This window comes from Burkholderiales bacterium (genome assembly GCA_036262035.1).
Taxonomy (GTDB): Bacteria; Pseudomonadota; Gammaproteobacteria; order Burkholderiales; family SG8-41; genus JAQGMV01.
The window spans coordinates 48,877-61,069 of sequence record DATAJS010000019.1 but is presented as its reverse complement, the minus strand read 5'-3'; the positions used below and the strand labels follow the sequence as shown (position 1 = coordinate 61,069).

The following is a 12,193-nucleotide window of genomic DNA, read 5'->3' as shown; positions in this document are numbered from 1 at the left end:
GGCGCTATGGCTTGCGCGCATATTTCTGCAACAGCTCAGGCGGCAGATACTTCTCTTCCATCTCCTGTATGCCGCTCGATTTCGAAACGTCGGGCGCGCGTGACTCGAGGTCGCCGGGAAAGAGTTTGTAGAAATCCTTCACGCCCTGATAGCCCTGCGCCTTGAAACGCTGCAACACGTCCCAGCCCGCAGTATGCATGGCGCCCGACAACAATCGCGGATATCGCGCCTCGGTCAGCCCGAGGGCGAATGCGTCTTCGGGCGCCAGATCTTCGGGAAGATTGTAGAAGTTCGCAGTCAGCGGGCCGTCGACGGCCGCACGAACCGCTTTGATGTCGTCGATCGAACGCGGTCCTTCCAGGTGCAGGACATCGGCGCCGGCGGCCTTGTAGGCTTGCATGCGTTCGATCGCCTCAGGTAGGCCTCGCGAATTGGACGCGGTGAGCGCCTCGCATCGCGCGATGACCTGGAAGTCGGGGTCCATCGCGTTGCGCGTATCGATCGCAACGCGGTACTTGGCCACCGCTTCGGCCATCGGAATCACTTCCTTGCCGGCCGCGCCCCCGAAGCGCTTGCCGATGAAAGGCTGGTCTTCGATGCGTATGCCCGCGAGCCCCGCCCTGATCAGCTCGCTCACGGCGCGCTGCACGTGGAATATCCCTCCGAAGCAGGTGTCGACGTCCGCGGCCACCGGTATCGTGACCGCATCCGCGATCAGCTTGGCCATCCACACGAACTCGGTGAGGCTGATCGTTCCGTTGTCCGGCATCGCCATCATCGACGATCCGGTGACGCCTCCCGCCGCATAGGTGTACTCGAAGCCCGCGGCCTCGATCAGCTTCGCGCCGTAGGGCGACGGCGCGCTGATACAGATCAGGATTCGGTCCGTACGGGCGTACAGCTCCTTGAGTCGGGTGGTCTTCCGTTTGGTCGTGTCGGCCACGGCGCTGATCCTTCAGGTTGGAAACTGGAGAGCGGACATGAAACCCGCGCGGTCTTACTCGATGCGTATCCCGCCCGCCTTGATGACTTTGGAGAACTTCGCAAGCTCGTTGCTCAAATGCCGGCGCAGCTCGTCGGGGCTGCTGCCGAGCGGCTTGCCGGCGTCCGCCTCGAGCCTGTTCGACACATCCGCCGAGCGGATGGCCTTTGCAAGCGCCTCGCTCAGGCGGGCGACAATGGCGGAGGGTGTCCCCGCAGGCGCAAGCCATGCATGCCACGCCGCGATCTCGTAACCCGGCACGCCCGATGCGGAAACCGTCGGCAACTCGGGAAAGGCCTCGGAACGTGTCCCGCTCGTAACGGCGATCGCCCGCAGCTTCCCCGATCGCACATGCGGCAGAGCGGATACCGAGTTTGCGAACATGCCGTGCACCTGTCCTGCGACCGCGGCGCTCAACGCGGGCCCTCCGCCTTTGTAGGGCACATGCACGATGTCCACGCGCGCCAGCAGCTTGAACAGCTCGAGAGCGACATGCAGCGAGCTACCCTGTCCGCCCGACGCAAAGTTCAGAGAGCCTGGCTTCGCCTTGGCGAGCTCGACGAGTTCGTTCACCGAATTCACCGCCGAGGAGGGATGCACCACCAGCAGAAACGGAGACTCGCTCACCAGCGACACCGGGGAAAACGATCGCAGCGGATCGTAAGGCAGGTTCTGGTAAAGCGACGGCGTCATCGTGAAGTCGACGCCGATCGCCAATAGCGTGTAGCCGTCGGCCCGCGACTTCGCGACCAGTCCGTAGGCTATCGTGCCGCCGGCGCCGGGTCGGTTGTCCACCACGAATTGCCTGCCCAGATTCCTGCTCAGGCTGTCGCCTAGCAGGCGCGCCGATATATCGATTGCGCCGCCCGGCGCGTAGGGCACGACCACTCGTACGGGGCGCTCGGGATAACCGTCGTATTGCCCACCCCATGCGGCGCACGATATCGCGACGACCATCGACAACAGCCATTTCATGCCAACCCGGTAGCCATTGGAATTCGACGCCCGCACGGCTAGTCGGCCCTGATTCCCGCCGGCACGCGCGCAGCGATGCCCCGCGCGATCCGCGACGAACTGTCGTTCGATGCGGGCGCAGTCATCCCTATCGCGCTCCTTGCCATGCGAGCTCGGCGGCCAGCGGCGAGACGTCGCCGAGCTTCTCGAGGTCCCACAGGCGGCTCAGAAGACTCGACGCGCGCCGAGGGCCGAGGGCAGGCTCGGTGAGGCTCCGGAATTTGGCTTCGATCTGGCTGTCGCTCTTTTCGGCGGATAAATCGTCGGCGTCTCCGCCCGTTTCGGCGACGTGAACCGCCCCGTCATTCGTTTCGACCGTGATGCGGGTGCGATGCTCGACGGGCGTTTTTCCGTACGCCCTCGTGAAATCCGCGTTCTCGACCAGCTTCACCTTGCGCATGAGCCCCGACAGATCGGCATTGGCCAGATGCGCGTCGTCGAACGAGGCCCGGGTCACCCCGCCTTCCATCAAGGCGACACTCGCCAGATACGGGATGCTGTTACCCGCGGCGTCCGGGGAACGAGGATGCCAATGATGCTCACCGCTGCCTGCACGCTCCAAGGCCCGTTTGTAAAGCTCGACCGTGACGACCTTGATATGGTCGATGCCCTGCAGCCTGGGTGCGATTTTCTCGGCGGCGAGGATCGTCGAAATCGTTTCACCGGCGGCCGGCCGGTGCTTGATCCTCGTGTCGAGAATCTTGAACGGCGTTCCGGCGCCGCCGATCCGGTCGAAGGCCACGGGTTCGCGTGCGACATGAGCGCACCACCCCGCCTTGCCTTCGAACGGCAGGCTCGGGCCGGGCGCGCCGGCTTCGGCAAGCATCGCCGCAAAGACACCCGCCCTCGCGGCGTGACCCGTTGCAATCACTTTCCACGCGGTGAGCTCGTCCGTCCTGACCTGTTTCAGCGCGACGTTTGCCACCGCCGCGATGGCGATGCTGTTTCCGACCTGCTCGCGCGAGAGCCCCAGCAGTCGTGCCGCGGCCGCCGCCGACGCGATGCAGGCGAAATTCGTGTCGTCGAAACCGACGTTGTGAAAAGCGTCCGAGAACCTGAGGAAGATTTCATAAGCGAGCACGATCGCCGTGATGAGATCGACCCCGCTGGACCTCGAACATTCGGCTGCGCCGAAGACCGGCATCACGACGTCGCTCGGATGGCCGCCGAAGCTGCCCGGGAAGTGGTAGATGTCCATCATTTCCGCGGAACGCGCCGCGATGGCGTTCGCGAATGCCGCCATTTCGAGCGTCGTTTTCGATCCTGTTCCGATGATCGTGGCGGCGTGCTTACCCGCATCCCGCGGGGCCAAGGCACGCGCCATGTGCGCGGATTCGCCTTCGAAGCCGCCGATGAGCGCACCGAGGGTATCGATCACCCGGACCTTCGCCTGATGCGCGGCTGCCGGCGATATCGCGTCGTAAGTCAGACCGCATGCGTAATTCGTCAGAAACCGCTGGAGCGAATCTGCTTTCCGCTCGCCGCCGCGTGGTGCTGGAGATGTCATGGAAGTCTCTCGAAGCGAACTAGGCGAGGAGGCGCATCACGTCCGTGGCATCCGGTACGTTCTCGAGGTCGGCGACGAGCTCGATGACCTTCTCCACGTTGCGTTTGCTCACGGGATTGACCGCGAACGAAACGCAGTCTCGAAACTTCTCCTCCAGCAGAGCCTGGCTCACGGGGTTGTTCGGGTCTCCCGGCACGCCCGGAACCTGGTGGGCTAGCGCCCGTCCATCCCTGGTCTTCACTTCCACGATCGGCGTCATCTTCACCTTCGCCCCTCCGTCTGCTGCCGACGCTGCGCGAAAATCGATGCGGTCCGCCATGTCGAGCACCGCCGGATCGTCGAGCGCTTCCGGCGTGTAGTGACGCAGGCGCACGTCGCCGTGCACCATCATCGCCGCCAGCGTGAAGGGCACGCTGTACTTGGCGTCGATGCTCGTTCGCGGCCGGCGCTTGAGCTCGACGGGCACCGATAGAAGATGCGTCTTGTCGCCTTCGTTGCTGACGACGGTGATCGACGCGATATCTTCGGGCCGCAGCGAATGTTTCCTGCGCAGCTCGAGCATCGCCGCATTCGTGGGGCGCGTCACGGCGCACGCCGGCCATACCTTGAAGCAGTGGGTATCGACCACGGGAAAGCGCGACCCGAGACCGTCGAGGATGACGCTCCAGCGCGGCGTGGAGGTGCGCACGTAGTTTCTGAACAGCCCGTAGCGTCCCTCGATGACTTCCTTAGACCCCACGATACCGCGCGCGGTGAGCTCCGCGGATAGGATCGCGGCTTGTCCGGAAAAACCCGCCTGCATGGACCGCAGGTGCGTCGCGACGTTGACGGCCATCTGACGGCTGCCGCCCATCTGGGTATAGGCGATCCCGAAAGCGTTCTCGATCGCCTCGCCGTCCAGGCCCATGAGCCTGGCGGCGACCGCGGCGCCGGAAAGGCCGCCGAGCAGCTGGGTCGCGAACCAGCCTTCGCTCATCGTCCAGTCCGGAATGTCGATCGACTGGGCGAGACGGGCATGAACGTCGGTGCCTGCCACGATCGCCGCGAGCAGGTCGCGGCCGCTCGCGCCGCCGCGTTTCTCGGCGATCGCGAACGCGACCGGCACGGTCGCAATGCCGTAGTGACAGTGGTCGCCGACGTCGTCGTAGTCGAGCATGTGGCCGAGACTGCCGTTCACGAACGCCGCCCACGCCGCCGGCGCCTTGCCGCCGAATCCCAGGACGGTGCTCTCGGCTCTGCCTCCGAAGTCGCGCACGTATTCGTCGATGATCTTCGCTTCCGGAGCCAACGAGCTCGCGCCGATGGCCACCCCGAGCGTATCCAGCAGGTATTGCTTGGTGAGGCTGATCACCTGCGCGGGAATCGCGTCGTACGCCAGCGTCGCCGCGTGAGCCGCGAGCATGCGCGTCGCGCCGCGTCCCGCGGAATCCGCGGAGGTCTCGTCAGGTTTTGTCGTCAACGAGGTCGCCATGCTCTTACTCTCCAGGCGCCAGGAGCTTCGCGAGCTCCGCGTCGAAACGTCCATCGATCAGGATGTACAGCATGCGAACGCGCCCGGACGACCGATTGCTCCAGGCGTGATTGGTGCCCCGCTGAACGACCACGTCGCCGGCGTTCAACACGATCTCGCAGTCGTCCATCACGAGCGTCATCTGCCCCTCCAGCACGACCGCGTAATCGATCGTCTCGGTGCGATGCATCAACGGATGACGGCCGCCTTTCCCGAACGTCGAGGACGAGGAGTGGCCCGAGTCTCGGTACCATTCGGCGGCCACTTTCGGATCGATGTTGCGCACCGACTCCGGTTCCGGCTCGAGCTCCGAAATGCGTATCTTCACACCCAGCGGCGAGAGGAAGCTGCTCACGACCGCCACCGGATCGGGCTCTTCGCGGGAAACCGATACCGGCATTCCGCGCGTTTCCCAGATATCGCTCGATCGATGCCCCGGCCTCAGGGGGTTCGTGTAGACCCTTTCGACCAGGCCGTCGGACAGCACGATGGCCTTGCCGTCCTTGTCGTGGCCGGTCACTACGCGCCGGACGAATCCCGTCATTGCCTCTCCCTTCGCGAATGCACTACTTCGACGTCGCGTACGCGCCCGCCGAGTCACCCGAAATGCGGCCGAAAACGGCCCCCGACATGAGCCCCGAGCTTCCGGGGTAATTGAAATAAAAAAGCCCGCCCACCATCTCGCCCGCCGCGTACAGGCCGGGGACGGGCCGATCGTCGATGTCCAGCACGTGGCACCCGGTGTCGATCTTGACGCCGCCGAAGGTGAACGTGATGCCGCAGCCGACGCCGTACGCTTCGAACGGCGGTTTCTCGATGGTGTTCGCCCAATTCGTCTTGTCCACGGCGAGGCCGACCGTGCGGCGCCCGTCCTTGATCTCCGGATTGAAGGGCACCTCTTTCTTCACTGCGGCATTGAATTCGCGCACCGACTCGAGGAATCCGGCCGGATTCACGTCCTGCATTTTCTCGACCAGCTCTTCCAGAGTGTCGGCGCGGACCTTGGTCGCGCCGCGCAGCTTGTACTCGTCGCGCAGGAGGTGCAGCACCTGCGAGTCGAACACCTGCCAGGCGAAGCTGCCCGGCTGCTCGAGCACCACGCGCCCGTATTTGGCGTAGGTGTAGTTGCGAAAATCCGCGCCCTCGTCGACGAAGCGCTTGCCGTTCGCGTTGACCATGATCCCCCACGGGTAACTGTGGCGGTACGGCTCCGCTGTTTTGTTCAGGTCGCCGAACTGGGGGGCGTTGCGCTCCCATGCAACCGCATGGCAGCCCGACCACTGACCGTACGGCTGCGCGCCGACGTCGAGCGCCATGCGCAGGCCGTCGCCCGTGTTGTAGCGCGTGCCGCGCACCGTGGCCATGTCCCAGCCCGTACCCAGATAGCGCGCGCGCATTTCGCGGTTCGCCTCGAACCCGCCGCACGCGAGCACGACGCACTTCGCGCGTATTTCGGATTCGGTGCCGTTCGAGCGCACGCGCACGCCCTGGACTCCGGAGGCATCCTCCACCAGCGACATGACGCGGTGATCGAAGCGGATTTCGACACCCGCCTTGCGCGCACTCTTCATCTCCGCGTCGACCAGCCCCTGCCCACCGCCAGAGGCGTAAACCACCGTACCGCCGAAGAACACGCGGCGGCCGTTCTTGACCACCGAGTAGCTGCCGTAAAAGGGCAGAAACTTGACGCCTTTGGAATGAAGCCACTGCACGGTCGACGTGCTGTTGTTGACCAGTGTCTCGGCAAGGTCGGGATCGCAGTAGTACTGCGTCAGCCGTCCGAGATCGTCGAAATACTGCTCAGCCGAATAGCTGCCGAAGTCCGTGTTCGCCTTCTCCGACTCCGATAGGTCGGGCACGACCGTCAGCACGGTCTCCAGCCCGTTGTGCACCATGCGCATGCCGCCGCCGGTAAAAGCGGTGTTTCCGCCCCGCTGCTCCTCCGGAGCGCGTTCGAGCACGAGCACCCTGGCGCCCCGGTCGCTCGCGGCCAGGGCGGAGCACAACGCCGCGTTACCGCCACCGACGACGATTACATCGTAAGATCCAGTCATTTTGACGTCCATGTGAGGTTTACTCGGTGCCGGCAATGCCCGCCCGCTTGATCAGATCTCCGACGCGTGCACGTTCGGACTTGATGAATGCAGCGAACTCGGCCATCGATTGAGGATCAGCCGTCGCACCGTATTTCGCCATGGCGCTTCGCGTGTCGGGGTCCTGGAGCGCCTTGCAGATCTCCTCGTGCAGCTTCGAGACGATGCGCGGCGGGGTGTTCGCCGGTACTGCAACACCCCACCACTGGGTCATCTCATAGCCGGGCACACTCTCGCGCACGGTCGGCAGATTGGGGAAGAGCCGATCGCGCGTGGGCCCGGTCGTCGCGATGACTCTGATGCGGCCTGAATTCGCGTGCGGTGCCACGACAAGCGGTGAAGTGATCAGAAACTGAAGCTGCCCCGTCATCGTGTCCGTCAGCGCTTGAGCCGTGCCCTTGTAGGGGATGTGCACTGTCCTGATCCCGGCGAGCACGTCCAGCAGAGCGGCGCTGAGATGCGACGGCGATGCGATGCCTGCAGAGCCGTAGTTCAGCGTATTCGGTTTGGCTTTCGCGAGCCGAATGAGGTCCGGCACGCTGTTCACGTTCAAACCGCCGTAGACGGCCAGCACATTGGCCACCCACGCTATTTTCGTGAGCGCTATGAAATCGGTGTCGACATTGAACGGCAGGTCTTTGCGCAAAGCGGTAATCGTCGTGAAGACATTGCCGGCCTGCAGCAGCGTGTAACCGTCGGCAGGCGCCGACTTCGCTATGGCCGTGCCGATGATTCCACTGCCCCCCGGTCGGGTGTCGACGACGACAGGCTGCTTCATTTGTTCCGCAAGCCTGTCTGAAAGAATACGAACGAGAATGTCTGCCGAGCTTGCCGGCGCATTCGCGAGGACGAAGCGGATCGGCTTGTCCGGATAGCGCTCCTGAGCCGAGGACGCCGCATGCGCGGTTCCAATGACACTGGACAGCGCGAGCAGGCCGGACGCGATTGCGCCGGTTCGATAAAGGTTCATCCGATCACCTCCAGCCCTTGGGCAACACCACGCGTTTGCTCACGGGCCACCCCTGTTGATGATTGTTCATGTAGCCCCGGGTCTGATTCCGGCCGGGGTCTCCGGCGACGACGATGTTTATGCTGGAAGGGTCGATGAATATCGGGACCCGTCGATCCGGATCGGCCGATTCGGCGTAGGCCGGGGGCAGCGCGCCCTGCTCTACCATGTCTTCGACGCTGAAGGTCGTGTTGCTCAGATTTCTTGCGAACCTCATCATCTCGCTGACGGGCATCCGCACGTTCTCGGCCAGGTATCTCCGATAGTCGTCCTTGCTCCACTGGGACGCGATCACCTTCGCGACCGAGGGGCTCATCACGAATAACGCGCTCCACTTCGTTCGTTTGATCCCGAGGAATGCCCAGTACTTGAAGCCTTCGCAGATCACGTCCTTGTGAATCGAAGCGTGATCGAGTGCGGAGCTGCCGGCACTGTATGTGGGCGGGCTGGCGGAGACGACGCTCTGCACCGTGACGGCGTTTTCGCCGGCCGCAAAGCCACGGTCGGCGGAAAACGGCGGCCAGCCGAGCTCCTGCACGGCGTCCTCGTTCTCCGCCAGCGCGACGTTGAACGCGGAGCCTATGCACGCCTTGTCGCCTTCTCCGGGGGAGATCCGGAAGCCACAGACATTGCGCAGGTAAAGCCGAAGGAAGCGGCCGATGCTGGTGTTGGCCTGGCGCCCCACGCGTAACGCGCCGGCGCCGGAGTTAAAGTCCAGCGCCTTTGCGATCGGCCCGCTGACGATGACCAGCGGTTCCCAGCCCGGCGTAGCGCCGGCGTCCTGCAGGCGGAAGGCCGGATCGGAGATGCACTCGACCACCGCGATCAGGATCGGCATGTAGCGTGGCTCACAGCCCGCCATGACGCCGTTTACGGCGATGCTCCACAGCGACGCTTCGCGGCTTTCGACCGGCAGGGTACCGATCACTTCATCGGCCGCCCGCTCGGTGAACTCGAAGAACGCCTCCACGCGATCCGGGGTGGGGGGAACGATGGGCAGGCCGTCGGACCATTGCCTGTCGTGAAACGTGCGCAGGATCTGATCGAGCCCGCCTCTGGCCACGATCTCGCGAGGTCCGGCCGCCGCTTCAACGCTGCCGGCAGTACTCACCGGCTTCGCCAAACCCGCAACGATCCGGGGCGCCAGGTCGTTCTCGACCTTCCGACGCAGCGCATGCTCATCGTCGGTCATCGGAACGCCCGGGTACTCGGCAATCGCCAGGTTCGGAACGCCGAGACCTTTCGAGGTGTGCGCGGCCAATCCCAGGAAGGCCGACGCGACGATCGAAGCCGTACGTATTCCGCACTTTTCCGCTACCGCTGCTGCCCGCAACACGGCGGGCGTGCAGGCTCCTCAAGCCCCGACACCGACGATGGCGGCGTCCGCCCTGTGTTTTCTAAGGAGCTCCGGCAGTCTCGCGATGACTTCGCGCTCGTTCCATCCGAAAATGTCACCAAATTCATCGTGATCGACGAAGGCGACCTGCGGAAACCGGCGCTTGATGATGTTTCGCACGTGAGGAAACATCTGGTCCCCGCGAAACACCCGGTCCCAGACCTCGGCGATCACCTTGCCGTTCAAATCGGAGAGCGGGGCCGTCTGTGCGATGTCGCTTGCAGCGCGCCGGCTGCCGGGCCATACCACTTCGAACACCGGCTCATTCGCCCCGTTCACTGTCATGTCGCAATCGCTTTCATCTTCAATCCAGGTTGACCTTCGCGCGGCTGCGGAAGCTGGTCCACCGCGCGATCTCCGACGCGATCAATGCTCGAAACTGTTCGGGCGAATTCGCTTCCGCCACTTCCGCTCCGTCAGCCACGAGTCTTTCGTGAACCTCCGGTGCAGCCATCACGGCGCCAACCGCACGGTTCAGCGTCGAAACCACCGCGGCCGGCGCCCCCTTCGGCGCCACCAGCCCGTACCAGCTGCGCACTTCGTAGCCGGGGACCCCGGCTTCGGCAACGGTCGGAAGGTCCGGCATTGCCGGCGAGCGTTTCGATGTGGTGACCGCCAGCGCCCGGATCCTGCCGCTGCGTACCAACGGCGCTGCAGTCAGCATGTTGGTGATAGCCGCCTGGACGCGCCCGCCCATGAGGTCGACCATGGACAGTCCGCTACCCTTGTAGGGCACGTGGGTCATGTCGATACCCGCCATCATCTTGAGCATTTCCATGCCGAGGTGAACGGTCGAGCCGATACCGCTCGATGCATAGGCGAGCGGCTTGGTCTTGGCGTACGCGATCAGCTCCTTCACCGAGGTCACGGGCAGCGCCGGCGTCACCACCAGGACGTACGGTTGCGAGATCATCAGGGTGATCGGCGTGAGCGCTTTCGGAATGTCGACCGAGATCGTCTTCATGACCATGCCCGAAACGTTCTGCCCGCTGAGCGTACCGATCGTGTACCCGTCGGCGGGTGCATTCGCCAGCATCTCCAGGGCGACGCCGCCCGCAGCGCCGGGACGATTGTCGGCGACGCACTGCTGGCCCAGCCGCTCTGAAAGCTTCTGCGTGATGGCTCGCGCGATGACATCGCTGCCGCTTCCGGGAGGAGAACCGACGAGTACCCGGATGGGTTTCGAGGGGTACGCTTGTTGCGCATGAACAGCGCCGGCGGTCCATGACATCGCGACCGGGATCGACAACAACGCGAAGGCCAGCTTCATCGATCGAACCTCACGAGGTCGGCGATCTCCGAAACATCGGACATCGAATCGAGTCTCCACAGCGCAGCCAGCGCCGCGTCTGCGCGTTGCGCACCCAGGCGGTCTCCGGTCAACGAACGGAATTTCTCCTCGATCTCCCGGTCGCTCTTGGGTTGAGACAGGTCACCCTGCTCGCCGCCGGCGTAACCCGTCCTGCGCTCGCCGCTCTTCAGCAGCACGGACACGCGTGTGCGATGCTCCACCGGTACGCGCTCGTACGCCGCGGTGAATTCCTCGTTAGCGATCACCTCGATTTTCGGGAGCAGCGCGCGCAGCTCGGGGCTCCACAGCCGCTCGTCTGCGAACGACGCCGGCGACACGCGCTTATCGATCAGCGCCGCTGCGACGACATACGGGATGCTGTGATCGGCGGTCTCTCTGGAGTCCGGGTTCCAATGGTGCTCTCCGGTGCCCATGCCGATCTTCGCGCGCTCGTAGACCTCCACCGTTACGCTTTCGATCTCTGCCGTGGTCGCGAGCGCCGTGCCCGCTTTCTCCGCCGCGAGAATCGACGAGATCGTCGTCGCGCACGAGGCGCGCGGCTTGATCGACGTGTCCCGGATCTTGAACGGCGTCCCGGCTCCGCCGAACGCGCCGAGCGTAAAGCGCCGCCGCGCCACATGGTCGCACCAGCCTGCCTTGCCCTCGAAAGGCGCGTGCGGGCCTTTCATCCCGGCGTGCGCGAGCAGCGCCGCGAAAACGCCGGCGCGCCCCGCCTGGCCTGCGGCGACTGCCTTCCACATCGATAGATGCCCGGTCCGCGCCTGATTGAGTGCGTTGTTCGGCACGACCGCCATCGACAGGCACTGCGCGAGGCGCTCGGCATCCAGTCCAAGCAGCTTGCCGGCGCCGAGCGCCGCGCCCATGCAGCAGAAATTCGCGCAATCGAAACCGGGCGTCTTTACCGCATCGGACATCCGCAAATAGATCTCGTAGCCCAGCACCACGGCGGTGATGAAGTCGCGTCCATTCGCTCGCGCATACTCTGCTGCCGCCAGGATCGGCATCAGAACGTCGCTCGGATGTCCGCCGCTGCTGCCGGGCCAGTGGTAGACGTCGTTCATCTCGACGTACCGCGCCGTCGTTCCGTTCACGAACGCGGCGAGGTCGGGCGAAGTTTTCAGGCTCGTGCCGATGACGGTCGCGCCGCTCGCCTGCGGCATGCCTGCCGCGAGCTCGCGCGTCATGCGGCACGGTTCGCCCGAAAACCCGCCGATGAGGGCGGCGAGCGTGTCGATCACGCGCGTCGTGGCCGCATGTATGGTTTCCTCGTCGAGGTCTGCATACGACAGCCGCGCGGCATATCCGCTCAACTTCGACTGGATCCGGTCGGCGCTTTGCGCGGTCATGGACGATGTGCTCATGAGGGAGCT

The 12,193-nt window shown here is 64.5% G+C and carries 11 protein-coding genes; all 11 read right to left on the bottom strand.

Annotation, left to right across the window (positions count from 1 at the left end):
• Positions 1-4: 4 nt before the first annotated feature.
• Positions 5-943, bottom strand: coding sequence for an isocitrate lyase/PEP mutase family protein (locus VHP37_22630; GenBank protein HEX2829162.1), 939 nt, complete (start codon positions 941-943; stop codon positions 5-7).
• Between the two features lie 54 nt (positions 944-997).
• Positions 998-1,993: a tripartite tricarboxylate transporter substrate binding protein gene (locus VHP37_22625; GenBank protein ID HEX2829161.1), complete on the bottom strand. Its 996-nt coding sequence runs from the start codon at positions 1,991-1,993 to the stop codon at positions 998-1,000.
• A 91-nt stretch (positions 1,994-2,084) separates the two neighbouring features.
• Positions 2,085-3,503, bottom strand: coding sequence for an MmgE/PrpD family protein (locus VHP37_22620; GenBank protein HEX2829160.1), 1,419 nt, complete (start codon positions 3,501-3,503; stop codon positions 2,085-2,087).
• Between the two features lie 19 nt (positions 3,504-3,522).
• Positions 3,523-4,962 (bottom strand): MmgE/PrpD family protein, encoded by a 1,440-nt coding sequence (locus VHP37_22615; GenBank protein HEX2829159.1) that lies wholly within the window; start codon positions 4,960-4,962, stop codon positions 3,523-3,525.
• Between the two features lie 16 nt (positions 4,963-4,978).
• Positions 4,979-5,557: a cupin domain-containing protein gene (locus tag VHP37_22610; protein ID HEX2829158.1), complete on the bottom strand. Its 579-nt coding sequence runs from the start codon at positions 5,555-5,557 to the stop codon at positions 4,979-4,981.
• A gap of 22 nt (positions 5,558-5,579) precedes the next feature.
• Positions 5,580-7,079: an FAD-dependent tricarballylate dehydrogenase TcuA gene (gene tcuA, locus VHP37_22605; GenBank protein ID HEX2829157.1), complete on the bottom strand. Its 1,500-nt coding sequence runs from the start codon at positions 7,077-7,079 to the stop codon at positions 5,580-5,582.
• Positions 7,080-7,086: 7 nt separating this feature from the next.
• A complete protein-coding gene (locus tag VHP37_22600) occupies positions 7,087-8,076 on the bottom strand; it encodes a tripartite tricarboxylate transporter substrate-binding protein (GenBank protein HEX2829156.1) in 990 nt (329 codons plus the stop codon).
• A gap of 4 nt (positions 8,077-8,080) precedes the next feature.
• Complete coding sequence (locus tag VHP37_22595; GenBank protein HEX2829155.1) at positions 8,081-9,451, bottom strand: hypothetical protein; 1,371 nt, start codon at positions 9,449-9,451, stop codon at positions 8,081-8,083.
• Between the two features lie 18 nt (positions 9,452-9,469).
• Positions 9,470-9,796: a hypothetical protein gene (locus VHP37_22590; protein ID HEX2829154.1), complete on the bottom strand. Its 327-nt coding sequence runs from the start codon at positions 9,794-9,796 to the stop codon at positions 9,470-9,472.
• A 19-nt stretch (positions 9,797-9,815) separates the two neighbouring features.
• A complete protein-coding gene (locus VHP37_22585; protein ID HEX2829153.1) occupies positions 9,816-10,781 on the bottom strand; it encodes a tripartite tricarboxylate transporter substrate binding protein in 966 nt (321 codons plus the stop codon).
• Positions 10,778-12,184 carry an MmgE/PrpD family protein gene (locus VHP37_22580; protein HEX2829152.1) on the bottom strand — a complete coding sequence of 469 codons (1,407 nt, stop codon included), beginning with the start codon at positions 12,182-12,184 and terminating at the stop codon, positions 10,778-10,780. Before VHP37_22580 ends, VHP37_22585 begins: the two co-directional genes overlap by 4 nt.
• Positions 12,185-12,193 lie beyond the last annotated feature (9 nt).

Bases quoted from the DNA above. Each gene is read 5' to 3' on its own strand.
- VHP37_22590 (HEX2829154.1), bottom strand. From the start codon at position 9,796: ATGACAGTGAACGGGGCGAATGAGCCGGTGTTCGAAGTGGTATGGCCC.
- VHP37_22580 (HEX2829152.1), bottom strand. From the start codon at position 12,184: ATGAGCACATCGTCCATGACCGCGCAAAGCGCCGACCGGATCCAGTCG.
- VHP37_22600 (HEX2829156.1), bottom strand. From the start codon at position 8,076: ATGAACCTTTATCGAACCGGCGCAATCGCGTCCGGCCTGCTCGCGCTG.
- tcuA (HEX2829157.1), bottom strand. From the start codon at position 7,079: ATGGACGTCAAAATGACTGGATCTTACGATGTAATCGTCGTCGGTGGC.
- VHP37_22610 (HEX2829158.1), bottom strand. From the start codon at position 5,557: ATGACGGGATTCGTCCGGCGCGTAGTGACCGGCCACGACAAGGACGGC.
- VHP37_22585 (HEX2829153.1), bottom strand. From the start codon at position 10,781: ATGAAGCTGGCCTTCGCGTTGTTGTCGATCCCGGTCGCGATGTCATGG.
- VHP37_22620 (HEX2829160.1), bottom strand. From the start codon at position 3,503: ATGACATCTCCAGCACCACGCGGCGGCGAGCGGAAAGCAGATTCGCTC.